Below are 26,382 nucleotides of genomic sequence, written 5' to 3'. Positions count from 1 at the left end.
ATGCCATGTCCGTCATAGAAGTCACCAACCTGAGCAAGTCGTACGGCGGCCGGACCGTCGTGAACGGCGTCTCCTTCACCGTCGACGAGGGCGAGATCTTCGGCATCCTCGGCCCGAACGGCGCCGGAAAGACCACCACCGTCGAGTGCGTCGAGGGCCTGCGTGTCCCCGACGCGGGCCGTGTCCGTGTCACCGGCCTCGACCCCGTCGCCGACCACGCGCGCGCGGCCCGCGTCCTTGGCGCCCAGCTCCAGGAGAGCGAGCTCCAGGACAAGCTCACCGTCCGCGAGGCCCTGGAGCTGTACGCCGCCTTCTACGAGAAGCCCGCCGACTGGCGGCCCCTCGCCGAGCGCCTCGGCCTGACCGCCAAGCTGACCACCCGGTTCGGCAAGCTGTCCGGCGGCCAGAAGCAGCGCCTGTTCATCGCGCTCGCCCTGATCGGCAACCCCAGGATCGTGATCCTGGACGAGCTGACCACCGGCCTCGACCCGCGCGCCCGCCGCGACACCTGGGAGCTCGTCGAGGACGTCCGGGCGAACGGTGTCACCGTCCTGCTCGTCACGCACTTCATGGAGGAGGCACAGCGCCTGTGCGACCGCATCGCGGTGATCGACAAGGGGCGGGTGGCCGCCCTGGACACCCCGGCCGGGCTGATCCGCCGCTCGGCGGGCGGCACCGTCATCAGCTTCACCCCGTCCGCTCCGCTGAACGACCGTGATCTGAACGGGCTGCCCGCGCTCGCCTCCGTGGAGCACAAGGACGGCCGTATCACCCTGTCCGGCACCGACGAGACGGTCAACGCCGTCATCACCCTCCTCGCCCGCAGCCATGTCACCGCCCACCAGCTCCGCGTCAGCGACGCCACCCTCGACGACGCGTTCCTCGACCTGACAAAGGAGACCTCGGCATGAACACCGCCGTCCTGAGGACCGAGATCCGCCTCCTCGGCCGCGAACCGGGCGCCGTCTTCTGGATCCTGCTGTTCCCGAACCTGCTCCTGGTGATCCTCGGCTCCATCCCGGCCTTCCGCGATGCCGAGGCCGGCCTCGGCGGGCTGCGGACCATCGACGTCTACGTCCCCGTGGCCGTGCTGCTCGGCCTGATCGTCGGCGGGCTCCAGGCCATGCCCCAGACCCTCACCGGCTACCGCGAGCGCGGCATCCTGCGCCGGATGTCCACCACCCCGGTACGGCCGTCCACACTGCTGTCCGCGCAGATGCTGGTCCACGGCGCCGCCGCCCTGCTGTCCGCGCTGCTGGCCCTCGCGGTCGGCCGGATCGGCTTCGACGTACGGCTGCCGGACCAGCCCTTCGGATACGTCCTCGCGCTCGTCCTGGCCGTGCTGGTCGCCCTCGCGCTCGGCGCGGTGGTCTCCGCGCTGTCTCCGACGACGAAGATCGCCGGAGCCGTCGGGTCCGTCGTGCTCTTCCCGGCGATGTTCTGCGCGGGAGTGTGGTTGCCGGTGCAGGCCATGCCGGACGTGCTGGCCGACATCGTCGGCCTCACCCCCTTCGGGGCGGCCTCCGAGGCGCTGAACCAAGCGGCGGCGGGCGACTGGCCCGGCTGGGCCCACCTGGGCGTCATGGTCGGCTGGGCGGTGGTGCTGTCGGCTGCGGCGACGCGCTGGTTCCGCTGGGAGTAGGGGAGCGGGCCATGCACACTGGGCCCATGACGGCGGTGCGGGGGAGCGAGCAATGGTGGGCCCGGTTCGAGAGGTGGGGCCCGTACGCACTGCTGGGGACAGGGCTTGTCATCTCGGCCGCCACGAGCGAGGTGATCCCCATGGACCGGGCGGCCTGGACCACCGTCGCGCTGCTGGTCCTGGCCGCGCTGGGCCTGCAAGTCTGGTGGGAGCGGGCGGCAAGCGGGCCGTCCCTGGCGGGCACCTGCTACTTCTTCGCACGCTGGGCGATCGCCTTCGCCCTCACCTGGCTCAACCCCTTCTTCGCCTTCTACGCCATCCTCGGCTACTTCACCGCCGACCGGCTGCTGCCCCCTCCGCTGGTGAAGCCGGGCCTGTTCGCCACGGCCGTCGTGATGGCCGGTTCGAACGTCGGCGGCATGTCGAACCTGCGGTCGTGGACGGTCTGGGCGGTGTTCATGGCGGTGCTCGGCGCGCACCTCGGGATGACCGCCGTGTTCGCCCGTTTCGCCGAGAAGGAACAGGAGCAGGCCGACGCCCAGGCCGCCACCATCGCCGAACTCGAACGCACCAACGCCGCCCTACAGCGGGCCCTCGACGAGAACGCCGCCCTGCACACCCAACTCCTCGTCCAGGCCCGGGAAGCGGGCGTCGCCGACGAACGCCGGCGCCTGGCCGCCGAGATCCACGACACCATCGCCCAGGGCCTGACCGGCATCATCGCCCAGCTCCAGGTCGTCGCGAACGCCCCCGACCTGCCCACCGCCCGCACCCACCTCGACCGCGCCGCCGCCCTCGCCCGACACAGCCTCGGCGAGGCCCGCCGCTCGGTGCACAACCTCGCCCCCGTGGCCCTGGAGAACGACGGACTGCCCGAGGCGCTGAAGAGCACGGTCGCGGAATGGGGTGAACGGACCGGCGTACGCGCCGAGTTCACGGTCACCGGCACCGCGGAACAACTCCACGACGAGGTCTCGGCGACGCTGCTGAGGATCGCCCAGGAGGCCCTCTCCAACGCCTCCCGCCACGCCCGGGCGGCCCGCGTGGGCGTCACCCTCTCCTTCCTCGGCGACGAGGTGATCCTCGACATCCGCGACGACGGCCGGGGCTTCGACCTGCTCACCCTCCCCGAGCGCACCCGCGCCGGCGGCTTCGGCCTGGTCGGCATGAGGGCCCGCGCCGAGCGCATCGCCGGCTGCCTCACCGTCGAGTCCGAGTCAGGACGCGGTACGGCCCTGTCCGCTCGCGTACCGTTGGTTCGCCATGAGTGACGCGATGAGTGACGGGACGAGTGGCGGGACGAGAGACGAGTCGTCCATCTCCCTGCTGATCGTCGACGACCATCCCGTCGTTCGGGACGGTCTGCGCGGCATGTTCGAGTCCGCGCCCGGCTTCGTGGTGCTCGGCGAGGCGGCGAACGGCGAGGAGGCCCTGGAGTTGGCCGCGGCCCTCGACCCCGATGTGATCCTGATGGACCTGCGCATGCCGGGCGGCGGCGGCGTCGCGGCGATCACCCACCTCACCCGCACCGGCGCCCGCGCCAAGGTCCTCGTGCTGACCACGTACGACACCGACTCCGACACCCTCCCCGCCATCGAGGCGGGAGCGACGGGCTACCTCCTGAAGGACGCCCCGCGCGACGAACTGTTCACCGCGGTCCGGGCCGCCGCCGAGGGCCGCACGGTCCTCTCCCCGGCCGTCGCCTCCCGCCTCGTCTCCGCAGTCCGCGCCCCGAAGGCCCCCGGCAACGAGCCCCTCTCCGCCCGCGAACGCGAGGTCCTGGCCCTGGTGGCCAAGGGCACGTCTAACCGCGAGATCGCCCGCGAGCTCTTCATCAGCGAGGCGACCGTGAAGACCCACCTCACCCACCTGTACGCCAAGTTGGGCGTCAAGGACCGGGCGGCGGCGGTCGCGACGGCGTACGAGCGGAGGATCCTGGGCTGAGCGTCCGGCCCGGACGCCGGGTCAGCCGTCCACCCTCAGCAGCAGCACCGCCCGCCCCGGCACCGTGATCGCCGCCCCCGCCCGATGCGCCACGCCCGGCGCCTCCCCTTGCTCCTCCCGCGAGGTGTCGACGACCACCTCGTACCGCTCGGCCCACGGCGGCCCCGGCAGCACGAAGCTCACCGGACGGTCCCCCGCGTGCAACAGGGCCAGGAAGCTGTCGTCGAGGATCGGCGCCCCCCGCTCGTCCCGGCCCGGGATGTCCCGCCCGGACAGGTACATGCCCAGCGTGGCGGCGGGCGCGTACCAGTCCCGTTCCGTCATCTCCGTGCCGCGCAGCGTGAACCAGGCCAGGTCCCGCAGCCCGTCGGCCGAGTGCGCCCGCCCGGAGAAGAAGGCCCGGCGACGGAGCACCGGATGCCGGTGGCGCAGCTCGATCAGCCGGGACGTCAGGTCGAACAGCGCCTTCCAGCCGGGGTCCTCCAGCAGCCCCCAGTCCAGCCAGCTGATCTCGTTGTCCTGGCAGTACGCGTTGTTGTTGCCCCGCTGTGTCCGCCCCAGCTCGTCGCCCGCGACCAGCATCGGTACGCCCGTCGACAGCAGCAGGGTCGTCAGCAGGTTCCGCAACTGCCGTCGCCGCAGCGCCCGTACGGCCTCGTCGTCCGTCTCGCCCTCGGCCCCGCCGTTCCAGGACCGGTTGTCGTTCGACCCGTCCCGGTTGCCCTCGCCGTTCGCCTCGTTGTGCTTGCGCTCGTAGGACACCAGGTCGCGAAGGGTGAAACCGTCGTGCGCGGTCACGAAGTTGACCGAGGCGTACGGCCGCCGCCCGCCCCACGCGTACAGGTCGCTCGAACCCGACAGCCGGTACCCCAGATCCCGTACGTCCGGCAGCGCACCCCGCCAGAAGTCCCGTACGGCATCGCGGTAGCGGTCGTTCCACTCCGTCCACAGCGGCGGGAAGGCGCCCACCTGATAGCCGCCCGACCCCACGTCCCACGGCTCGGCGATCAGCTTCACCCGCCGCAGTACCGGGTCCTGCGCGATGACCGCCAGGAACGGCGACAGCATGTCGACGTCGTGCATGGAGCGGGCGAGCGCGGCCGCGAGGTCGAAGCGGAAGCCGTCCACCCCCATCTCGGTCACCCAGTAGCGCAGGGAGTCGGTGATCAGCCTGAGCACATGCGGCTGGACCACGTGCAGCGTGTTCCCGCAGCCCGTGTAGTCGGCGTACCGCCGCGCATCGCTCTGCAACCGGTAGTACCCCCGGTTGTCGATGCCCTTCAGCGACAGCGTCGGGCCCAGCTCGCCCGCCTCCGCGGTGTGGTTGTAGACCACGTCGAGGATGACCTCGATCCCGGCCGCGTGCAGCGCTCGGACCATCCGCTTGAACTCGCCGACCTGCTGACCCGTCGTACCGGAGGCGGCGTACGCGGCGTGCGGGGCGAAGTAGCCGATGGAGTTGTAGCCCCAGTAGTTGCGCAGGCCCTTGCGCAGCAGATGGTCCTCGTGCGCGAACTGGTGCACCGGCAGCAGCTCGACGGCCGTCACGCCCAGCTTCACCAGGTGCTCGATGGCGGCGGGGTGCGCGAGACCGGCGTACGTGCCCCGCAGCTCCTCCGGGATCCCGGGGTGCAGTTTCGTGAATCCCCGCACATGCACCTCGTAGATCACCGAGTCGGCCCACGGCGTCTTCGGCCGGCGGTCGTCCGCCCAGTCGTCGTCATCGTGGACGACCACGCCCTTGGGGACGTACGGCGCCGAGTCCCGTTCGTCGCGCACCGTGTCCGCGACGTGCTGCTGCGGCCAGTCACGGACGTGCCCGTACACCTCGGGCGGCAGGCTGAAGTCGCCGTCCACCGCGCGGGCGTACGGGTCGAGGAGCAGCTTCGCCGGGTTCCAGCGGCCGCCGGTCCACGGGTCCCAGCGGCCGTGCACCCGATAGCCGTAGCGCTGACCCGGCATCACGCCCGGCACGAACCCGTGCCAGATCTCGTGCGTCAGCTCGGTCAGCCCGGCCCGTGTCTCCTTCCCGTCACCGTCGAACAGACACAGCTCGACGGCTTCCGCGCCCCCCGCCCACAGCGCGAAGTTGGTGCCCGCCACCCCGTCCGGGCCGACCCGGAAGCGGGCGCCGAGCGGCACGGGCGCGCCGGGCCACACGGGCACGGCAGGGGCCTTGCGCCGCGCGCCGTTCACGACGGCGGCCGGGCGCCCCTCCTCAGCGGCGACCGCCCCGGCCACCGCCTCCTGCTCGGCTGCGCTCGACACCTGTCGGCCTCCCACGGCTCAGGGACCACACGCATGTGGAAGGAGAGCCCCGGCGTCCCGTTTCCGCGGCTCCCCATCGCGTCATCCTCCCCACTGTTCTGCCCACCCCATGGCCAAGCGACCCGGGGAAGTCGGCCCCGCCCCGGTCCGGCAGCGCCCCGAAGGAGCGCGGCGCCGCATCGATGTGCGGCTCCGCCGCGCGGGCGCGAGCAGTCACGACGACCCCGCTGAGAACCGCCGGCCTACTACGGCACCCCCGCGCAGCCCCACGTTTCCCCAGGGCCGCCCCGGTCGTTGGGGTGTGCGTGAGGCACGTACAAGGGCGCGCGCGGCGCGCGGGGGCCGCATTGGCCGCCGTACTGACATGGGCAGGACTGCTGGCCGGAGCCGCCGGCTGCACTACGGACGGCGGCGGTATCGACCAGATGCTGGGCAAAGGACCGGCGCCCGAGGACGTCATCCGGGTCACGCCCGACGACGACTCCAAGGGCGCACGCCCCGACGACCGGCTGCTCGTCCGGGTGGTCAGCGGGCGCCTCGAGTCGGTGAAGGTGGTCAAGTCCCAGGACGCCCAGGAGACCCCGGTCCCCGGGCACATCTCCAAGGACGGCCTGCGCTGGCAGCCCGAGGAACCCGGGCTCGCGCTGGCCGCCAAGTACACGATCGACGCGGTGGCCCTCGACGGCCACGGACGCCGCAGCGCACGGCACACGACCTTCACCACGTACGTCCCCGACGAGCGGTTCATCGGATACGTCGCCCCGGAGAACCGCTCCACCGTCGGCACCGGAATGATCGTCTCCCTGGAGTTCAACCGCGAGATCCAGAACCGGGCCGCCGTCGAACGCGCCGTCCAGGTCACGGCCGAGCCCGCCGTGGAGATCCGCCCGCACTGGTTCGGCAGGGCCCGCCTCGACTTCCGCCCCGAGCACTACTGGAAGCCCGGCACCCGCGTCACCGTCGCGCTGCGGCTGCGGGACGTCGAGGGTGCGCCCGGGGTGTACGGCCAGCAGTACAAGACGTTCTCCTTCACCGTCGGCCGCCACCAGGTCTCCGTCGTCGACGCGGCCGAACACACCATGGAGGTCCGGCGCGACGGCGAGCTGCTCACCACCGTGCCGATCACGGCGGGCGCCCCCAAGAACACGACGTACAACGGCAAGATGGTCGTCACCGAGATGCTCGAACTGACCCGGATGAACGGCGCGACGGTCGGCTTCCGAAAGGCCGACGGCAAGAGCGAGTACGACATCCCGGACGTCCCGCACGCCATGCGCCTCACCGACTCGGGCACCTTCCTGCACGGCAACTACTGGGCGGACGCCTCGATCTTCGGCCAGAGCAATGTCAGCCACGGCTGCGTGGGACTCAGGGACGTCAAGGGCGGCGGCTCCGAGACTCCCGCGGGCTGGTTCTTCGACCGCAGCCTGATCGGGGACGTCGTCGAGGTCGTCCGCAGCAACGACAAAAAGGTCGCTCCCGACAATGGCCTCGGAGGATGGAATATGGGCTGGAAGGCGTGGAAGGCAGGGAGTGCGGTGAAGTAACAGGACAGGGGGGTGAGTTACTCGACCAACCGGCTATCGGCCGATGTTGGAACTGAACGGTGACAATCGCGCGGCGCCGACGCACATGACCTTGTGGTTAATATGCGCCGGTGCGCGCGGTAAACGCGTGGGGGCGCGGACCTGACCAGGTCCGGGGAGGGGAGAACGACTTGAACGTGCGGCCGATATCGGGGTCGCCGGTTGACCCGGTGAACGCGGCGGGCGCGCTGCACGCGGGTGGCAGGCGTCGCCGCAAGGGGATGGCGGCACTGGCCGGGGTGCTGCTGCTCGCCGTCACCGCGTGCGGTGGGGGTGGCGGTGCGGACTCGGGGGCCGGCGACGGGAAGGGCGAGGACTCCAGTACGGCGGAGGCCAAGAAGTCCCAGGCCGTCGTGACGATAGCCCCGGGAGACGGCGCCAAGTCCGTCGAGACCAGCGGCGCGTTGAAGGTGACCGCGGCCAAGGGCAAGCTGACGGACGTCGAGGTCAAGGACGCCAAGGGCAACGCGATAGCCGGGAAGATATCCGGCGACGGCGCCACTTGGACGCCGTCCACGCACCTGACAGCCGCCACGAAGTACACGGTGCACGCGGTCGCCAAGGACTCCGACGGCCTGGAGGCCGCCAAGGAGGCCGACTTCACCACGCTCACCCCGAAGAACACCTTCCTCGGCGACTTCACCCCCGAGGACGGCTCCAAGGTCGGCGTCGGGATGCCGTTCTCGATCCGCTTCACCCGGGGCATCACCAACCCCGAGGACGTCGAGAAGGCCATCACCATCAAGACCGAGCCGGCCGTCGAGGTCGCGGGCCACTGGTTCGGCAACGACCGCCTCGACTTCCGCCCCGAGAAATACTGGAAGTCCGGCACCAAGGTCACGGTCGACCTCAATCTCGACGGCGTCGAGGGCCGCCCCGGCGTCTACGGCGAGCAGGACAAGAAGCTCTCCTTCACCATCGGCCGCAACCAGGTCTCGGTGGTCGACGTGAAGACCAAGAAGATGAAGGTCATGCAGGACGGCAAGGTCATCAAGACCATCCCCGTCACCACCGGCAAGCCCGGGTACGACACCTGGAACGGCCAGATGGTCCTGACCGAGAAGTTCGTCGAGACCCGCATGAACGGCGACACGGTCGGCTACGACGGCGAGTACGACATCGACGACGTCCCGCACGCCGCCCGCCTGACCGACTCCGGCACCTTCATCCACGGCAACTACTGGGGCGGCGGCGCCTTCGGCAACTACAACGCCAGCCACGGCTGCATCGGCCTGCGCGACGTCAAGGGCGCGTGGGACAAGGGCACCCCGGCCGCGTGGTTCTTCAACCACTCGATGATCGGCGACGTGGTGGTCGTGAAGAACTCCAACGACGCGACGGTCGCTCCGGAAAACGGGCTGAACGGCTGGAACATGTCCTGGGAGAAGTGGAAGGCCTAGGCACAGCCCTACGGCGATCTGCGGCCCCGGCGCCTGCCTCGATGCGAGGTACGGCACCGGGGCCGAAGCTGTTGGTCCCCGTGCTGTGCCTGCCTGGGGGCAACCCCCAGACCCCCGGCCGAGTGTGATCGACGGCACCGGGGCCGAATCCGTTAGTCCCCGTGCTGTGCCTGCCTGGGGGCAACCCCCAGACCCCCGGCCGAGTGTGATCGACGGCACCGGAGCCGAATCCGTTAGCCCCCGTTAACCTGCTGGCATGACCGTGAATCTCGAAGTCGCCGAAGGCGTCGGCACCCTCCGTCTCGACCGTCCGCCGATGAACGCGCTGGACGTCGCAACCCAGGACCGGCTCAAGGAACTCGCCGAGGAGGCGAGCCGGCGGGACGACGTACGGGCCGTGGTGATCTACGGCGGGGAGAAGGTGTTCGCGGCGGGCGCGGACATCAAGGAGATGCAGGCCATGGACCACACCGCGATGGTTCTGCGCGGGCGGGCCCTTCAGGAGTCGTTCACCGCGGTGGCCAAGATCCCCAAGCCGGTGGTGGCGGCGGTGACCGGCTACGCCCTCGGCGGCGGCTGCGAGCTGGCGCTGTGCGCGGACTTCCGGATCGCCGCGGACAACGCCAAGCTGGGCCAGCCGGAGATCCTGCTCGGCCTGATCCCGGGCGCGGGCGGCACCCAGCGGCTGGCCCGTCTGATCGGTCCGTCGAAGGCCAAGGACCTGATCTTCACGGGCCGGATGGTGAAGGCCGACGAGGCACGGGAGTTGGGCCTGGTGGACCGCGTGGTGGCGCCGGACCAGGTCTACGCCGAGGCGCACGCCTGGGCGGCGAAGCTGGCGCAGGGCCCGGCGATCGCGCTGCGCGCGGCGAAGGAGTCGATCGACACCGGCCTGGAGACGGACATCGAGACGGGGCTCGCGGTGGAACGGGGCTGGTTCGCCGGCCTGTTCGCGACCGAGGACCGGGAGCGGGGGATGCGGAGCTTCGTGGAGGAGGGCCCGGGCAAGGCCAAGTTCCTCTGAGAGTCCGGAAACCTCCGGCATGAAACTCCCCCGTACCCCTTGCAATTGACAGGACGTCTGATTCCGGGTCCCTCGATGGGGCGGTTTATGGGAGCCTTAAGGCAACCTTAAGCGTGCCTTGTCGAGGGAGCCTGTCGATTGCCTCCAGTGGACCCTTCGCCGCAGGTCAGCCAGGCTGTCGACGGCCCTGAACTGCCCCTGGCATATGCCGACCGAGTCGTGCGGAATGAGCGCTTCCGGGGGGTGTATTCCTCGGGAACGGCCCCGGAGGACCCCGCGGGCGGCCATGATGGGGGCATGGCGGGGCTGGAGGGTATCGAACAGCCGCGGGGACACAGCCGTGCGACTTCGGCGCGCTGGTCGCCGGCGGTCGAGGACGAAACTGCCGCGAAGGCGCTGGAACTGTTCGGCAATCCCACGGAGGCCGAGGTTCCGCTCCCGTCCCGCCCGGAATCCGCCGCCACGGCACGGCGTCTGGCGCAGGTGGTGGTCCTACGCCAATGGGGCCTCACCCCCAATATGACGGAGGACGCGGTCCTGCTCGTCTCTGAGCTCGTCGGCAACGCAGTCCGTCACACCGGCGCCCGCGTCTTCGGCCTCCGGATGCGCCGCCGGCGCGGCTGGATCCGTATCGAGGTCCGAGACCCCTCCCGCGGTCTGCCCTGTCTCATGCCGGTCCAGGAGATGGACATCAGCGGCCGGGGCCTGTTCCTGGTGGACAGACTCTCCGACCGCTGGGGCGTGGACCTGCTGCCGCGCGGCAAGACGACGTGGTTCGAGATGAGGGTGGCGGACCGCTGACGGTCACCTCCGGCGGTTGAGCCGAAATCCCTGGCGCGCCCTCCCGTTCTGGCCTCGGCGTCGGGGCTCCGGCCTTTGCCCACCGCCCACCCGTCTCGGTCGGCCAGGAGGCTGGGCTCGAAAAGCCCCGGGGCTTCGCGAGTCGAGGGGCTCGGCTTCATCAGCGCCGGTCCAGGCACTTCCAGCCCGTCCGGCGTTTGAGGACGAGGCCGTTCAGGCCGATGGGGTCCAGGGGGCGGAGCCCCCTGGCGGGGTGGAAGGGGCGGAGCCTCTGGGGATGGGAAGGGCAGGGGCGGCGAGGGCGAGGAACGCCGGCGCCGGCGACCCGCGTGAACTGCTTATCGGGCAAATCGCACATTTTTTGAAGTAAAGCTCATTAAATGGTCGCAATCGCCGCCCTCACCCCGGAAGACCTGCCGATGAACCTCATGCACCGCACCCTCCTCGCCGGCGTCGGCCTCGTCGCACTCGCCGCCTGCGGCACCGAGCCCGCCAGGGACAAGACCCGCTCCACCGACCCCCGCGGCACCCAGGCCGCCATCCCCGCCCCGGCGAGGAAGGAGGCCGTCAAGGGCCTTCCCGGCATGCCCCCCGTCCTCGACCCGAAGGACGTGTACGCCGCCGACCGCCCGGGCAAGCTCTCCCCGGTCGTCAAGGACTTCCCGTCCCGCGTCTACGTCCCCAACACCGAGTCGGACACCGTCTCCGTCATCGACCCGAAGACGTACAAGATCATCGAGACGATCCCCGTTGGCCGCCAGCCCCAGCACGTCGTCCCGTCCTGGGACCTGAAGACCCTCTGGGTCAACAACAACCGCGGCCACACCCTCACCCCCATCGACCCGAAGACCGGCAAGGCGGGCAAGGAGGTCGAGGTCCACGACCCGTACAACCTCTACTTCACGCCCCACGGCAAGTACGCCATCGTCATGGCCTCCCTCGACCGCGAACTCGTCTTCCGTGACCCGCACACCATGAAGCGGATCAAGACCGAACCCGTCACCTGCTACGGCGTCAACCACGCCGACTTCTCCCTCGACGGCCGCTACTTCATCGTCTCCTGCGAGTTCAGCGGCGAACTGCTGAAGGTCGACACCCAGAAGATGAAGGTCGTCGGCCAGCAGAGGCTCCCCTTCGACGGCGCGATGCCCCAGGACGTGAAGGTCTCCCCGGACGGCAAGCGGTTCTACATCGCCGACATGATGGCCCACGGCATGTGGGTCCTGGACGGCGACAAGTTCGACGAGCCCACCCTCCTGCCCACCGGCAAGGGCTGCCACGGCCTCTACGTCAGCCGCGACTCCCGCGAGATGTACGTATCCAACCGCGGTGAAGGCAGCGTCTCCGTCTTCGACTTCACCCAGAACAAGCTCACCAAGAAGTGGCACCTCCCCGACGGCGGCAGCCCCGACATGGGCGGCGTCTCCGCCGACGGCAAGGTGCTGTGGCTTTCCGGACGGTACGACTCCGAGGTGTACGCCATCGACACCCGCACCGGCGAGCAGCTCGCCCGCATCCCGGTCGGCAGCGGCCCGCACGGCCTCGCCGTCTACCCGCAGCCGGGCCGCTACTCCCTGGGCCACACGGGCATCTTCCGCTGAGGAAGGGCCGGTTGAGGCCTTGCCTCCCGTTGACCGGCGGTCAGCGGACACGCCGCCGTACGGGTGAATATCCAGGCCGCACCGCCGCGGGCCCGCCATCGTGCTCCGCATGATCACAACTCGCCTGCGGCGGCGCGTCGCTGCCGCCGTCCTCGCCCTCTCGGCCGTCTTCGCCACGACGGCCGCCACGGCTCCCGCGTCCCCCGCCCCGGCTCCCGCGACCGCCGTCAAGGCCGTCGCCGCCCCGGCCGCCGCTCCCGCCCCGGCGGCCTGTCCCGTCCAGTTCGACGACAGGATCAAGGCGGCCGTCGACCGCCGCGTCGAGATCGACCGCATCACCCCCGACCCGGCGTGGCGCACCAGCTGCGGCACGCTCTACCGGGCCGACGGCCGTGGCCCGGACATCGTCTTCGAGGAGGGCTTCAAGCCCAAGGACGTCGTCGACGGCCAGTACGACCTGGAGCAGTACGTCCTGGTCAACCAGCCCTCCCCGTACGTGTCCACGACGTACGACCACGACCTGTACAAGAACTGGTGGAAGTCGGGCTGGAACTACTACATCGACGCCCCCGGCGGCATCGACGTGAACAAGACCATCGGCGACACGCACAAGTGGGCCGACCAGGTCGAGGTCGCCTTCCCTGGCGGTATCGCGCGGAAGTACATCATCGGCGTCTGCCCGGTGAACAAGACGACCAAGGTCGAGATCATGAGCGGCTGTCAGAGCAACCCGCACTTCGAGGCCTGGCACTGAGCAGCAGCTCCGCGCCGACCGGACGGTAGCCGGCCGCCTGGAACGCCCGCACACTGCGGGCGTTCCCCGGCGCGATCTGCGCCCACAGCGGCTCCGTGACGAGATGCCGGGCCGCGCTCACCAGGAGCCGCCCCAGCCCCCGGTGCCGTTCGTCCTCGTCCACCTCCACCGAGACCTCCAGCCGCCCGGCGATCCCGCGCCCCACCACCAGCACGCCGCCCTCGGCCGCCCACGCGCGCACGTCGTCCCGCCGCCGACGGGCATAGACGATCCGGGGATGGCCGGCGTCCTCGATCCCCCTCAACTTCGACGCGAGCGGCGGCTCACCCGGCAGCGGGGAGCCGACCAGGACCGCGTCGACGGTCTCCGCCGCACGGCCCGTCCGCTCCATCAAGGCCGCCAGGAAGCGCGGGTTCATCGTCGCGGACAGCGCGTCGCAGTCGAGGCCGCGCAGCGTGTCGTACACCCACGCCGGATCCTCGTCGGTGACGACCACGGAGTGCGCGGTGAAGGACAGGACGCCCGCGGTCCGGTCGGAGGGCTCGGGAACGACGGTCGTGCTCCCGTCCGCGGTCGGGAAGACACCCCGCGCCGCCGCGTCCAGAATGTCCCGCAAGGTGTCCGTCACGGCCGCCCCCCGTGCTCCTCGACGCTGCCCTTGAGTCTCCACCCACTGGAAGGCCCACACTCCCAGACATGATCGACGACGGCACCGGCCTTTTCACCATCGGCGAGCTGGCCCGGTCCACCGGCCTGACCGTCCGGACCATCCGCTACTGGTCCGACGAGGGCGTCCTGCACCCGGTGACTCGCTCCTCCGGCGGCTATCGGCTCTACGGCGCCGAGTCCGTCGCCCGCCTGGAGCTGATCCGCACGCTGCGCGAACTGGGCCTGGGTCTGGCCGACGTACGGCAGGTGGTCAGCGGCGAGCAGGACGTGGCGTCGGTCGCGGCCGCACATGTGGCCGCGCTGGACGCGCAGATCCGGTCCCTGAGGGTGACCCGTGCGGTGCTGTCGACCGTGGCGAGGCGCGGTTCGAGCGCGGAGGAGATGACCCTGATGAACAAGCTGGCACGGCTGTCGGCCGCCGAGCGGCAACGGATCATGGAGGAGTTCGTGGCCGAGGCCCTGCACGGCCTCGACACCGTCGACCCCGACATCCAGGACCGGATGCGGCGCACCGCGGTCGATCTCACGGAGAACCCGACACCCGAGCAGGTCGACGCCTGGGTGGAGCTGGCCGAGATGCTCCAGGATCCCGACTTCCGGGCGCAGATGCGCCGGGCGGTCGAGTTCAACGCCGCCGACCGGGAGCCGGGGGCGCCGCGCGGACAGTCCGTGTGGTTCGCGCGGCGCCTGGTGCAGCTTGCCGGCCCGGTGCGTGAGCGAGGCACCGACCCCGCGGCGCCAGAGGCCGAGGAGGTGCTGCGGGAACTGTTCGGGGACGTCGACCGGGCCGCCGTACTCGAACGCATGACGGCGGGCTTCGACGAGCGGGTCGCCAGGTACCGGGAACTGCTCGCCGTCGTGAACCGGCAGCCCGGGCCTCCGCACGCCGAGGACTTCGCGTGGGTGGTCGCCGCGCTGCGGGCCAGGGCGGGCGGTTAATCTGACCTGCGGCAGCAAGCCAGCACAACCCGACAGACGTGAGTAGAGGGGCGGACCGGTGGCGCACATCGACATCGAGGAAGCACGCAAGCAGTTCGAGCGCATCGATGCGGACGGTGACGGCACCATCACCGCCGCCGAGTTCAAGTCCGCCCTCGCGCAGGGCGGCGACTGGAACGTGACCGAGGCGGTCGCCGAGGCGATCATCAGGAGCCGCGACCTGAACGGCGACAAGCTGCTGTCGTTCGACGAGTTCTGGGCCTTCCTGAACAAGTGACGTACGGCAGGGGCGTCCGTCGGCCCGCGTGGCGGACGGGCGCCCCTTCGTCATGTCCGGCGCCGGATCGACACCGTCCAGGACCGCGGTACCGCCCGAGTGCCAGCGGCAGGTCGAAGCACTCGCCGACCCCGTTCGCCGGTGGCACTGGATCGTCAGGCGTTCTCGGCCCACTCCCGCAGCGCGGCCTTGCTCGCGAAGTTCGCCACGTTCTTGTCCAACGGGTCGTCCGTGTACTGGTGGAAGCGCCACTTGGCCTTGATGCGGGGTTTGCCTGCCGTCACGTAGTCGGCGATCCAGAGGCCGTCGCCGGCGTAGGACGTCGTGTCCACGTTCAGCCAATAGTGGCGGTTGGCGTACAGGATCACCGGGTTGTTCGGCCGCTTCTCCTTCACCTTCCGGATGAACAGGTCCTTCTCCGCGTTGCTCGCATGCGTCCCCGAGCTCGTCGTCTCCCAGTCGACGGCGAGGATGTCGCCCGCCCTCTCGGGGGCCTTGCTCACGAAGTAGTCCGCCTGGGCTGAGAGGTTGCCGGGCCAGAGGAAGTGGTAGAAGCCGACGACCAGGCCGGCGTCGCGGGCGCGTTTGGTCTGGGCGGCGAGTTTGGGGTTGACGTAGGAGCGGCCCTCGGTCGCCTTGACGAAGACGAAGGAGATGCCGTCGGTGTCGTAGGACGAGGACTGGTAAGCGCTGACATCGATGCCACGGATCATGGGGGGACTCCCTGAAGTGCTGGTGGGGGGAGAGGAGTTGGATGTGGATGGGGTGTATGCCCCACGGTGGCACGGCTGACGCGTACCTGACGGGGAGTTGTCAACATTCGCTCGTGCGGGGGAGGAAGATCGAAGTCACCCGTCACCGGACCGCCTGACTCAGGCATTCGACTTTCGTGTCAGAGTCGCTCAGCGGCCAGTGCGTCGGATCCTCAACTTCCCTATGCTTCTTGCAGATTGACCGGGAATCGAAGAGGACGGCCGTGACTGCACGGTCGGTACGGGGAGAGAAACACAAGTGGCCGGATCCGACCTCATCGCGTGGTGCTGCACCTATCTGGACGAGCTGCGAGACGTTGCGGAGACGGAGGCCCAGCGGACCGAACTCGAGGCGTGCGTGGCTGCCGCGGCCCGGGGTGAGGACTGTACGGACCGGCTTGGTGCCGTCCTGCGGTCCATGGGCCAGGAGGTGGAGACCTCCCGCGGCGGGGGCTACGTCATGATCCCCGGACTGCGGGGCGGCATGGGCGCGGTCCTCCGGGCCGTCTGTCCGAACGGGATCTGCTCGCGCGACGCAGACGCGGACGCGCCTGAGGAGCAACGGCGCTGCTCGATCCAGGGGGCTGTGATGCCCGAGAAGTGGACATCGCCGTCGTGACGGGGTTCCTCGCCGGGCTCGGCGGCAAAGTCGTCGAGCGCTGGCTCTCCCTGCTCACCCTCCCCGGCTGCCTGTTCGTCACCACCGCTTGGGTGGCCTCCGCTCTGGGCCAGAGCCATGCCACGGACCGGAATCACCTGGCCGACACCGTCTCCGGCTGGTACGAGGGCGCGCAGGACACCCGCCCCGGCACCCTGGGGGCGATCGCGGCCGGGCTGATCGTGCTGGCGGCACTGGCCGGACTGACGGCGAGGATGACCGGACGGGTGGTGATGCTCCTGTGGTTCGCCCGGTGGCCGGGGTCCCTGGGACGGCACATGCGGGACGTCGAGCAGCGGGTGTCGGGCTACTACCAGATCGACCTGGAGATGCTCTGGCCCCGGCTCTGGCTCGTCCTGGCTCCGCACGTGCGGAAGGAACTGCGGGCCGTGATCACCGCGGTCGAGTCCGCCACCATCGTGGGTGCCTGGGGGCTGGGCTACCTGGTGCTGGGCTACTGGTGGTGGCCGGCCGCGGTGATCGGTGCGGTCGTGCTGTGCACCGGATGGGTGCTCGCCCGGCAGCACACGGTGGAGCTGGCCGCACTGGTGGAGAGCGCCGTCGACGTCGGCCTGCGTCCCGTGGCGCGCTCGCTGGGTGTCACGCCTCCGTCGGCCGCCTCCCCTGCCGAGGTGGGGCTTCAGCTGGCCCCCGTGCTCCACAAGCGGCTCGCCGCCACTGCCCCTCCCGCTCCTCGCGCGCCGCAGCGCTGGCGGGCTCCGTCCGGTCCGCCGGTCCGCCGGCGTGGCACCGCATCCGGTGGCCCGTGACACGGCGCCCCTGATGTCGCACGGGGGCAACGGCCCGTGACAGTTCAGCCCACATGGACGAAAGGTGCCCAGGCTCGCGGGGACGGCTGCTGCGCGCGGACCTGCTGCGCCGCCCTGTGCACGGCGGTGGCCACCCTGTCGTCCACGGTCTCCGGTGGGCCGTCGTACGGCAGTGCGCCGAGAGTGGCGTAGAAGGCCTCGGTGAACTCCGCCGCGGACCGGTCGCCGGTCTCCCACAGGGTGCCCACCACATGGCGGGCCCCCGCGGCACGGAAGGCGGAGGTCAGGTGGAGGACCTCGTCGGGCAGTTGTTCACCGGCGTGTGCCGTGCTACAGGCCGAGAGAACGGCCAGCTCAAGGCCGTCCAGTCGCTCCGTCATCAGGTCGGCGACGGTGAGGGTCTCGTCCCGCAGGACCAGCTGGCTGCGTGACGGGTGCTGCGCGTTGCTCTGCCCGTGACAGGCGAAGTGGACGCTGCGGGCACCCCGCAGACCGGCCCGCACGGCAAGCGCCGACACCGCCTCCTCCGGCAGCGGCAGAGCCCCTGGGACGGTGGAGACCACGTGCGCCGCCTCCCTCCCGGCTCCTTCCAACGGCCGGTGCGGCATGAGCGAGGAGTGGGGCACCGGAACGACCAGGTGCCCCGCACGGCGACTCGTCCCCGCGGCCGGGGAAGCAGCGTCGCCGAGCAGCCTCAGAGTCGGCGTGTACGACGAGACGACACGGTCCGCCACGCACGCGCCGGGTACGTCGGGCAGCCCGGCAGCGTGCAGGGGAAGCAGCGTCAGCGGGCCGGTCGCCGACCAGCGCAGGCGGGACGGGGGATGGCCGTCCCGCGGAGCGGACGTGATGCCCAGCGCGCGGAGCACGGGTTCCGTGACCGACTCCCAGAGCCACGCGAGAACCTCCCGCACCACCTGCTGGTGCTTCTTCGCCGCGGCGGGCCCCGGCGCGGGCCACCGGGTCAGCTCGGCCGTCGCGGTGGTGAACCGCCGGACGTTCTCTGTCACGTCGTGCAGGGCGAGATCGGGCAGCGCGACGGCACCGGTCTCCTCGCCGGCCCGCAGCACGAGCGCGTCGCACCGGTATTCGCTCACGTTGAGGGTGACCACCGGGACTGTCCCTGCCCGCCGGCGCAGCATGTCCGTGCCGGGTGCGCGGAGGTAGTCCTCCAGACCGGGAACGGCACGGATCTGCCGTGTCACCTCGTGGAGGGCGTTGGTCAGCCGGTGACGGCGGTCGGCGGCCGGGCCGTAGGGTGCGTCCTCCACCCGCGCCAGGTCCGCCCGGATGTCCCGCATGCGCTCCGCCAGGTGCGGAGCGAGCTCACGAACCGGATCGAGGTCGGCATCACTGCGACGGGTGAGAGCCTGGCCGACCAGCGTCGCCCGGGCCGTCTCCAGGACGTGCAGCGCCTGGTCCGCCGAACCGCCCGTCCGGAGTACGAGGGCGCAGGCGTCACGGGCCAGACTGGTGGCCATCTTGGCCAGACCCTTCTCGCGGTCCTCCACGCTCAACGCCTCCGAGGCGGCGTGCGGAAGGATCTCCACCGCGCGCAGGGTCAGCCGGACGGCGGTCCTCCAGTCGCCGGCCCGGGCAGCGAGGCCCGCGCCGAGCTGTCCGGCCATGACCGCGTCGAGCCGGTGGGATCCGTCGAAGGTCGTGGAGAGCGCATGGATCGCCGCGGGGTCGTCCTGGTCCCGCATGCTGCGCAGGAGCCCCACCACCGGGGTGAGGGTCTCCGCGTCCCGGGCCGTGGGGCTGGCGGCGGCTGCCCGCCTTCCCTTCTCGGCCGCGTCGATCGCCTCGTCCAGCAGGGAGAGATCTCCGGTCTCCTTCGAGAGGCCCCCCAGGGCCATGGCCAGATTGGAGGCGAACGTGGGGTAGTCCGGCACCGTCGGGTCGGTCTCGCGCAGCGCGGCCCGCATCATGTGGACGGCCACGGTGAGTTCGCTGCGTGCGGCGTCTCCCGGACCGCTCAGCCTGGAGTGCGCGTGCATGGCGCCTCCGAGCTGGTTGAGCAGGCCGGGCAGGAAGGAATGACCGGGCGGCAGCTGTGTGACGGCCTTCTGGAGCAGGTCCACCCCCTTCTTGAGTACCGGAGGATTCCTGGTGTCGTGTCCCTTCTGGACGTAGAGCTGTCCGGCCCACAGCAGACGCCATGAGTAGTCGTCGTCGTCCGTGCGGGTGTCGAGCGCCAGGGCCCGCTCGGCAAGGCCGATGGCTTCGTCCAGGGCGGAGAAATCCCGTGTGGCGAGGTAACGCAGATTCAACTGGCCCGCGAGGTTGAGCATGTTGACCGCGTGGTTGTGCGGATTGGGGTCGCCGGCCTCCACCGCCTCCCTCAGCACGTCGATGGGAACCGCGTCCGAACCCGGCCGCAACGAGTGGATGAGCGCCTGTTGGGCCCGGAGCCGATGGTGGGAGCGATGGCCGGGGCCGGTGAGGGTGCAGGCCTTGTCGATCGCCACGGTCGCCCGGCGCAGATCCTCGTCCGCCCCGGTGCGGCGGTACCGGTGATGCCAGGCCACGGACTCGAGTCCGAGCAGATCGGCCTGCCACCTGTCGTCCTGGGGAATCCGGGCACGGCAGGCGGCCAGAAGGTCCACGGTCGGCTGCGTGATGCTCAGCGGAGCTCCGGCGTCCATGGCGTGGTTGCAGGCCTCGGCCACGGCCGCACAGTCCTCCGGCGAACCCTCGTCCCTCAACTTCCGTGCCGCCGCGACAAGTCCATCGACGTCGTCCTTCGATATGGCCATTCCCTCGTCTCCCCGTACCGTCGTTCGGCCAAGACAATCCGCACAACACGCACTGCCCGAAGACGGTCTCACGACTTCACCCGGTGGCGACGAGGCCTGCGGCAGGGTGATGGAGAGCCGGCCACCGTGGTGGTCGGCCACGACGGCGACGGTGTGCGGGGCGGTGGACGGGGGCCACGGTGCAGCGGGGCGGCTGTCGGGCTCATCGCCGGTCTCGCACGGGAGGTCAGCGGGTCGTGCGACACGGCGCGAGGGGGCTCATCGCGTAAGAGGGCGCGCACCAATGCGCCCCCAAGTGCGCTCACGAGATGCCTGTAGGCAGAGGAACGGTTGCGGCGTGGGAACGCTCTCGCGACAATGGGCCGTCCGGTGGAGGGAACCGAAGAAGTCAGGCTGGACGTACGGGAGTTGATCACAGAGCCCGGTGTGGCTGGACAGCTCTGCGGGATCATCTCGGACCGGGCTTCCGGCTTCGCGTCGGCACCGCTCTGTGCCACTGCGAGGGGAAGCCGCGGCGAAGCGGGGGCAAGGGGGCAGATGTGACATCCATCAAGGATGGTGCCGGGTGCGGATATTGTTCCAGGCCGCTCTGAGAGGGCGCCTCGAACGTGCTGCTCTCTTCCGGAGCTGACGAGAAGCGGTCTGGCCCGGTGGTGCCCTGTCCGGTCTGCCTCCACCCGGGGCGGGGCGAACCACGGTGCCGGGCCTGCGGATTTCTGCTCAACGGGGATCCGGTCCTGGGGGCCGCGACCGAGGAGGACCACCGGTCCGCGGCGGCCGAGCTGGCCGCCGCCGCGCACGCCTGGGACGTCGACGCGGCCCGGCGCACGCTGAGCGATCCGGCCGAGCGGGGTGAGATCACCGGGCTGCTTCGCCCGGCGCCCTCCGGCATCCCGCACCCCGCCGACCGCCCCGGCCCCGTGCCGCCCCCCGCCCCCGAGGCGGCCGCCGAACCGTATGCTCCGGCCGACCTGTTGCACCGGCTCACCACCGGTGAGGTGCCCGAGGTGCTGTTCGTCGAGTTCGGCACCCACGGGGCATCGGTGGTACGGGCGGGCGCCGACGCCGCCGGCCTGCCGCACACGCGCTCGCACGCCGAGGCGGCCTGGACCGACGTCGTCCCCGGGCTTGCCCCCGCGGGCGCCCTGCGCCGCTTCCAGCTCGGCGGAGGCGTGGGCACCGTCGAGCCGGTGGACCGCCTGCGCTTCGACCAGGCCGTGCGCGACTGGCTGCACACTGTCGTGCCCCCTGCCCGCGCGGGGTCGGGCCCCCGTCCCCCCGCGGTGGTGCTGCTGCGCGGCGAACCCGGCTGGACCCTCCTCGACCGGGCTGCCGCCGTGCTGCGCGAGTCCTGCGCGGTGAGCGCCGAAAGCACCCCGCAGGCCGCACCCGGTTCGGGCACGGCGTCCGCAACCACGGCCCGGGTCCGCCGACTGCTGCGCGGCGCGCCACTGCGCCAACCGCACACCCTGCTCCTGGCGCGGGCGGGAATCCGCGTGGACAACCACGTTCAGGTGGAACTCCACCACCACGTCCTGTTCGAGGCCGGTCTCCGGCTCGCGCCCGGTGAGACCCGGACGGCCTCGGTCACCGTGTACGGCGGCCCGCCGGTGCTGCCCCGGCGGGCCATGGCGGGCGGCCCCGCCGCGCCGTCCGGGACCCTGCCGGTCGTACTGCCGCTGCTCGCCGGTCACTACCGCCCGGAAGACCGCCGCCCCCCGCTCATCCGCATGCCCGGCGCCGAACTGCCCGTACTCGGCTCCGCCCGCCTCACCTTCGTCCTGCACGGGCCGGGCGAGATCGAGGTACGCACAGAAGACGGCCGCGTCCTGGCCGAGGCGCCGGACGGGCACCCGCCGAGCCCGCACGCCGTGATCCACCGCGTGCCGCAGCGCCTTTGGCTGCCCGGACCGCTGGAGCTCATCTGCGCGGTCGAGATGTCCGGCACCGACCGGGCCGAGGTCGCCGAGCGCGTCGGCTTCACGGGGGACCTGATCCACGCCGCGGAGCGTTATGCCGGCGCGGGCGGTGGCCTACGGGTCGCCGTGATCGGCTACTACGACCACGACCCCCGCAACAAGGACCAGCCCGACCGGAAGTTCATCCGGTCCGTGCAGCCCGGGCCACCCGGCCGGGCGCTGCGGCAACTGCGGGAGCTGCCCCTGGAGTTACTGCCCCGGGACACCCTCACCTCCTCGCTGGAGGACGCGCTCAGGGCCGCCGCCAGAATGACCGACGGGCAGCCCCCCACGTCGGTCGACCGGGCGCTCCTGGTGATCGGGGGACGGCCGCCGGCGCTGCCCAAGCAGGTCGGCCTGGTCCCCGGCTGCCCGGGCGCCGTGGACTGGCAGGAGCAGCTGTGGACCCTGCGCCACCGGGGCGTGCGCGTGGGCGTCCGCGCCGAGCCTTTCGCCGCGCCCACCACTCCCGGCGTACCCAGCGGGGGCCGGCTGCGCCACTACCTCTCCCGGGCCTGGCAGGAGCTGGCGGTCACGGACGGCCTCCACTTCCGGCCCGGCAGCGACTCACCGGAGCAGGTGGCGCTTTCCCTCGCCGCCGAGCAGACCCGCGACACCGACGGCAGCCCGCTCGCGTTCGCCGCACCGCTCCTCCCCCCATGGCCATCCGACCCAGCTAGGAGCTGACCCAGTCCATGACGACACCGCAGTACCGACCTGGCCCGGACTCCGAGGACGACGGGGACGAGGCAGGCTCCCCGGATCGGGGGCACTCCCGCAACGGGCACGCCAACACGGAACGCGACTGGCAGTCGCTCGCCCTCAACGGCAGGCCCGACGCCCCCGCGGCGGCCTCCGTCCCGCCCCCTCGCCCAGAACACCAGCCGCACCAGCCCGCCGCCCTCGACAGCCATACCGTGGCCGACCGGATCCAGCCACCGCAGGCCATACCCCAGCTGCACGGACCCGCTCCCGTCGGTGTCAGGATCGGCGTGTGGGGAGCCTCCGGTTCCGGGAAGACGACGTTCCTGGGCGCCGTACCCATCGCCGCGATGCAGCACCGTCGGCGGGGGGTGAACTGGGTGGTCTCGGGGATGGACCCCTCCTCCACGGAGTTCCTGCACGACAGTGTGGATCAGCTCGTGTCGGAGCAGCGGTTCCCCCAGGCGACCCGGGCGCAGCGCGACCTCAGATGGTCCTTCAACGGCGAGACACTGGGTGCCCGGGGCCGTGGCACCCGCCGGCAGATGTCGTTCGCGCTGGAGGTGCTCGACCTCCCCGGCGAGGCGTTCAACCCCAGGTCCAACCAGGTCGCCGAGGATCTGCACGAGCAGGCCGTGACCCATCTGACGAGCTGCGGCGGCCTTGTCTACCTGTTCGACCCCCTCCTGGACGCCAACCAGCAGACCGCGAGCATCAACTACTTCTACGGGATGGCCAGTCAGATGGCGGCCCGGGTGCGCGACGAGGGCCGCCTCCTCGGCAACGGCCGGCTGCCGCACCACATCGCGGTGTGCATCACCAAGTTCGACCACCCGGACGTCTTCGAGCCCGCACTGCGGGCCCGCTGGGTCACCCAGGAGCAGGTCGGCGCCATCCCGCGGGTCCCCGACGACCAGGCGCAGGGCTTCTTCGACTGGGTCTGCAACAGCTTCCGCGGCGGCAGCGCCCGCCTGGTCCGGGACGCCCTCGGCAACTTCTTCCACCCCGACCGGATGTCCTACCACGCCAGCTCCGCCATCGGCTTCCGGCTGAACGCCAACAACCAGTTCGACTACCGCAGTTACGTCAACGTGGAGCCGGACGGCCAGCGGATCTGCGGTTCTCCGCCGACGCCGATCAACGTCATCGAGCCGCTGATGACCCTTGAGGGAGGTATGCGGGGCACGGCCGAACGGCAGCCACGCGATGGCAAGCAGTGGTGGAGGCGGAAGTGACCGAACCGCCGGCCGGGGCCTCGGTGCAGGCCGCCTGGTCCCTCCAGGGCAAGGCACCGGGGCAGGTGGCCTACGACGTGCAGGCGGGCAGTGTGGAACCCCGCATCGCCCAGAAGTACTTCTGGGCCGCGTCCACGGAGACGCCGCGCGCCGACCGCGCCCATGCCTCCGAAGCGCTGCCCTGGGTGGCGTTCCTCGGCGGCACCGAGGCCGGCCGGCCCGTGACCGGCCTGGTGGAGACCACCTGGTCGGGCGGGCGGGACGCCACCGGCCGGAACAGCTACTCGGCCCGGCTGCTAATGGTCGACTGGCATCCGACCAGCGACGCCGGGCTGACCTGGTCCTCGCTCTACGCCGCCGCCCTGGACACCGAGTGGCCGACCACGGACCCGGGCACCCCGCACCCGCCGTACATCGTCCTCGCCACGGCACCCACCACGGTCGCGAAGCTGGCCCGGTACATCGAGCACGACATCGGGTTCGAGTGGGCCGCGCGGTCCGCCGCGCTGCTCCTCGAAGGGCGGCACGTGGTCATCACGCTGTCCCCGGAGCACGCCGGTCTGAACGCCGTCACCCGGGTCGCCGTGCTCGACGGGATCTGTGCCCTGCTGCCGTACGGCAGCCGTGCCTGGTTGTCCGCCGCAACCTGGGCCGGTCACGGCGCCGACCACGAGCTGCGGCTGACCTTCGCACTGCGGCCGAGGGGAAGCCAGTGCCATGCCGTACTGGCCGGACAGCCGCCGCAGGAGCCCGGCACGGGTCACGGCCGCGCCTATCTGGCGGAGCTGCTGCGGCTGCGGCAGAAGAAGGGCATCGAGGCGGTGCTGTCCCACCTGCTGTCCCATCGGGCCCCGCTCACCCCGCACGACGCCGAACAGGCGCTGCACCATCTGCGGGACCTCGACCTCCAGGCGATGGTGGTGGGCGACATCGACCAGGGCACGAGCCAGTTGCGCAACGTGGCCAGGCTGCTGAGCCAGTCCCCGCTGGAGAGCCTGATCGAGCCGGAGGGCGCGAAGATCGCGCGTCATCTGGCGTGCCGCACCCTGCCCGGCGCCCGCTCCGAGGCAGAGCGCGAGCAGGCCCGGAGCCTGCTCCTGGAGCACTGGTCCCCCCGGGTCGGTGCGGCCCTCGCGGACGAGCTCAACTCGTGGCCCGCCGAGAGCCAGACCCCGCAGCGGGTGCGTGGCATCCTCGACCTGGCGGCCGCCGCGGAGTCATGGGACCGGCAGGCCCACACCGTGGTCCTGACCGGCTATCTCGACGGGGGCGGGGCGGGCGGAACGCCGGACGGTCTGCGGTCGCGGAGCACGCTGCTGCAAGCCATCCAGCAGGACCTGGACGCGAACAGCGCCGCCGCCGTGCACGCCGTCCTCGTCCGCCGCCCGGAACTGGCGCTGGCCTGGCTCGACGTCAACGCCGAGCGGGGCACCCTGGACGACCGGTTGGTCCTGGGACTGCTGCGCCGGCCCGCCGCGGTGAGCGAGCCGAACGCGCCGCACTGGCTGCGCGGCGTCGCCCTGATCCACCGCGAACTGCCGGCCGCCCCGCGCGACGAGGAGAGCATCGAGGCGTTCGCCGCAGTCTCCGCGACCGCCTGGCGCACCGGCCTGCACCTCGCCTGTCACGCCCACAATCCGGACGTGCTCGCATGGCTGGAACCAGAGCTGTACGACGTCGCGGCGGGGCAGAGCGGCACCGACGAGGACCGGGGCTTCCTGCTCCACCGGATCGACATGCTCGTACCGAGGCATCCCGGCCTTGCGGGGAAGCACGCCGCCTGGGCCGATCTGATCCAGCTCCCCCTGCTCGGGTGGGACTTGCCACGTTCCCGACTCCTCGCGGACGACGGCAAGTCGGCTGCCGAGTACGCCGGCGTCCTCAGGCGTCTGCTGCGGCGACTGGGGCTGCCGGGCCAAGGGCAGGAGACGGTGGCCGCGGCGCTGGTCGGCAACCGGCTCGACCAGGTCCCGTATCCGGTCCTGTGGGAGCTGACCCACCCTCAGGACGATCCGGTCGCAGGCGGTCTGGACAGCCTCGAAGGTCCCCTGCTCAACCGTATCGCCGAGCTGCTGACACACGCCGGGGACTGGATCACCCACGGCATGCCCGCGCCGTGGGAGCACCGCCTGAGGGGTCGCCCCGACCTCCAGTGGCTGGCCTACACCGCCGAGATCCGCCGGCTCGTCGCCACCCGTACGGCAGCCCCCGAGCAGCTGGGCGACGCCATCGTGCGGGCGAGCCCCCACTCCCGGTACGCCAGGCGCGCGCAGACGATCGAGTACCCCTTTGCCGTGCTCGAGGCGATCAAACCCTGGCTCCAGGATCACGCCGGACGGGGTGACGCGGTCCATCGACTGGCCGGGCACCTCAACCGGAGCTCCGGCCAGCAGGCGCTCGGCGACCTGCTCTACTACTCCATCTCCCAGCTGCGGTTCGGTGACCTGGTCCGGCATCGGGCACTGGAGTGCCACGAGGAGCTGAAGGCCGGCGTCGAGCGCGCGATCAAACTCATGCGCCAGAAGCCGAAGTCCTCGGCAGGCCTGCCGTACGACGCACCGAGGGGCCCGGTACCCGGCACCGACACCGATCCCGACCGGGGCAGCAAGTCCTGGCTCCCGTGGCGGAAGGGCTGAGGTGACG

21 protein-coding genes are annotated in these 26,382 nt (G+C 71.2%); 17 read left to right on the top strand and 4 right to left on the bottom strand.

Features of this window, described 5'->3' with window-relative positions:
• Window positions 1-5: 5 nt before the first annotated feature.
• From KUM44_RS36980 to KUM44_RS36965, 4 genes are read left to right on the top strand one after another with little or no spacing between them, the layout of a single operon-like run.
• The gene (locus KUM44_RS36980; RefSeq protein WP_217214144.1) at window positions 6-911 is read left to right on the top strand and encodes an ABC transporter ATP-binding protein; all 906 of its coding nucleotides are present in this window, start codon (window positions 6-8) and stop codon (window positions 909-911) included.
• Window positions 908-1,642 carry an ABC transporter permease gene (locus KUM44_RS36975; protein WP_217214143.1) on the top strand — a complete coding sequence of 245 codons (735 nt, stop codon included), beginning with the start codon at window positions 908-910 and terminating at the stop codon, window positions 1,640-1,642. Before KUM44_RS36980 ends, KUM44_RS36975 begins: the two co-directional genes overlap by 4 nt.
• A gap of 11 nt (window positions 1,643-1,653) precedes the next feature.
• The gene (locus KUM44_RS36970; protein WP_374202113.1) at window positions 1,654-2,913 is read left to right on the top strand and encodes a sensor histidine kinase; all 1,260 of its coding nucleotides are present in this window, start codon (window positions 1,654-1,656) and stop codon (window positions 2,911-2,913) included.
• A complete protein-coding gene (locus KUM44_RS36965; RefSeq protein WP_254390655.1) occupies window positions 2,906-3,586 on the top strand; it encodes a response regulator transcription factor in 681 nt (226 codons plus the stop codon). The genes KUM44_RS36970 and KUM44_RS36965 overlap by 8 nt, the downstream gene beginning before the upstream one ends.
• Window positions 3,587-3,607: 21 nt before the next feature.
• On the opposite strand, the gene glgX is transcribed toward KUM44_RS36965, so the two are convergent.
• Entirely contained in the window at window positions 3,608-5,854 is a 2,247-nt protein-coding gene (glgX, locus tag KUM44_RS36960; protein ID WP_217214142.1) for a glycogen debranching protein GlgX, read from the bottom strand.
• A gap of 305 nt (window positions 5,855-6,159) precedes the next feature.
• Between glgX and KUM44_RS36955 the strand changes: the two genes are divergently transcribed.
• The 6 genes from KUM44_RS36955 to KUM44_RS36930 all read left to right on the top strand — a co-directional run bounded on the left by KUM44_RS36955 (window position 6,160) and on the right by KUM44_RS36930 (window position 13,020).
• Entirely contained in the window at window positions 6,160-7,401 is a 1,242-nt protein-coding gene (locus KUM44_RS36955; protein ID WP_217214141.1) for an Ig-like domain-containing protein, read from the top strand.
• Between the two features lie 170 nt (window positions 7,402-7,571).
• Window positions 7,572-8,840: an Ig-like domain-containing protein gene (locus tag KUM44_RS36950; protein ID WP_217214140.1), complete on the top strand. Its 1,269-nt coding sequence runs from the start codon at window positions 7,572-7,574 to the stop codon at window positions 8,838-8,840.
• A gap of 256 nt (window positions 8,841-9,096) precedes the next feature.
• A complete protein-coding gene (locus KUM44_RS36945) occupies window positions 9,097-9,864 on the top strand; it encodes an enoyl-CoA hydratase/isomerase family protein (RefSeq protein WP_217214139.1) in 768 nt (255 codons plus the stop codon).
• Between the two features lie 297 nt (window positions 9,865-10,161).
• A complete protein-coding gene (locus tag KUM44_RS36940) occupies window positions 10,162-10,665 on the top strand; it encodes an ATP-binding protein (protein WP_217214138.1) in 504 nt (167 codons plus the stop codon).
• 419 nt (window positions 10,666-11,084) lie between these two features.
• Window positions 11,085-12,266: a YncE family protein gene (locus KUM44_RS36935; protein ID WP_217214159.1), complete on the top strand. Its 1,182-nt coding sequence runs from the start codon at window positions 11,085-11,087 to the stop codon at window positions 12,264-12,266.
• Between the two features lie 109 nt (window positions 12,267-12,375).
• On the top strand, window positions 12,376-13,020 hold the full coding sequence (locus tag KUM44_RS36930) for an ADP-ribosyltransferase (protein WP_217214137.1): 645 nt from the start codon (window positions 12,376-12,378) through the stop codon (window positions 13,018-13,020).
• Here KUM44_RS36930 and KUM44_RS36925 read toward each other — a convergent pair.
• A complete protein-coding gene (locus KUM44_RS36925) occupies window positions 12,974-13,648 on the bottom strand; it encodes a GNAT family N-acetyltransferase (protein ID WP_217214136.1) in 675 nt (224 codons plus the stop codon). The two genes, KUM44_RS36930 and KUM44_RS36925, sit on opposite strands and share 47 nt — an antisense overlap.
• A 68-nt stretch (window positions 13,649-13,716) precedes the next feature.
• Here KUM44_RS36925 and KUM44_RS36920 point away from each other — a divergent pair, with 68 nt between their 5' ends.
• Window positions 13,717-14,628: a MerR family transcriptional regulator gene (locus KUM44_RS36920; RefSeq protein ID WP_217214135.1), complete on the top strand. Its 912-nt coding sequence runs from the start codon at window positions 13,717-13,719 to the stop codon at window positions 14,626-14,628.
• Window positions 14,629-14,686: 58 nt separating this feature from the next.
• Window positions 14,687-14,905 carry an EF-hand domain-containing protein gene (locus KUM44_RS36915; RefSeq protein ID WP_107902603.1) on the top strand — a complete coding sequence of 73 codons (219 nt, stop codon included), beginning with the start codon at window positions 14,687-14,689 and terminating at the stop codon, window positions 14,903-14,905.
• A gap of 155 nt (window positions 14,906-15,060) precedes the next feature.
• Here the strand turns inward: KUM44_RS36915 and KUM44_RS36910 are convergent, their stop codons facing one another.
• Entirely contained in the window at window positions 15,061-15,618 is a 558-nt protein-coding gene (locus tag KUM44_RS36910; protein WP_217214134.1) for a glycoside hydrolase family 25 protein, read from the bottom strand.
• A 298-nt stretch (window positions 15,619-15,916) separates the two neighbouring features.
• Between KUM44_RS36910 and KUM44_RS36905 the strand changes: the two genes are divergently transcribed.
• Window positions 15,917-16,276 (top strand): hypothetical protein, encoded by a 360-nt coding sequence (locus KUM44_RS36905; protein WP_217214133.1) that lies wholly within the window; start codon window positions 15,917-15,919, stop codon window positions 16,274-16,276.
• Complete coding sequence (locus KUM44_RS36900) at window positions 16,258-17,085, top strand: hypothetical protein (protein ID WP_217214132.1); 828 nt, start codon at window positions 16,258-16,260, stop codon at window positions 17,083-17,085. Before KUM44_RS36905 ends, KUM44_RS36900 begins: the two co-directional genes overlap by 19 nt.
• A 44-nt stretch (window positions 17,086-17,129) precedes the next feature.
• Here KUM44_RS36900 and KUM44_RS36895 read toward each other — a convergent pair whose 3' ends face one another.
• Entirely contained in the window at window positions 17,130-19,844 is a 2,715-nt protein-coding gene (locus tag KUM44_RS36895; protein ID WP_217214131.1) for a CHAT domain-containing protein, read from the bottom strand.
• A gap of 650 nt (window positions 19,845-20,494) precedes the next feature.
• Here KUM44_RS36895 and KUM44_RS36890 point away from each other — a divergent pair.
• From KUM44_RS36890 to KUM44_RS36880, 3 genes are read left to right on the top strand one after another with little or no spacing between them, the layout of a single operon-like run.
• Window positions 20,495-22,489: a hypothetical protein gene (locus KUM44_RS36890; protein ID WP_217214130.1), complete on the top strand. Its 1,995-nt coding sequence runs from the start codon at window positions 20,495-20,497 to the stop codon at window positions 22,487-22,489.
• 8 nt (window positions 22,490-22,497) lie between these two features.
• The gene (locus KUM44_RS36885; protein WP_217214129.1) at window positions 22,498-23,739 is read left to right on the top strand and encodes a hypothetical protein; all 1,242 of its coding nucleotides are present in this window, start codon (window positions 22,498-22,500) and stop codon (window positions 23,737-23,739) included.
• Complete coding sequence (locus KUM44_RS36880; protein ID WP_217214128.1) at window positions 23,736-26,375, top strand: hypothetical protein; 2,640 nt, start codon at window positions 23,736-23,738, stop codon at window positions 26,373-26,375. The genes KUM44_RS36885 and KUM44_RS36880 overlap by 4 nt, the downstream gene beginning before the upstream one ends.
• Window positions 26,376-26,382: the final 7 nt, after the last annotated feature.

The organism is Streptomyces sp. AC550_RSS872 (assembly GCF_019049285.1).
Taxonomy (GTDB): Bacteria; Actinomycetota; Actinomycetes; order Streptomycetales; family Streptomycetaceae; genus Streptomyces.
Note: the sequence above shows the minus strand (reverse complement) of the source record. Positions and strands in the feature narration are given on the sequence as shown.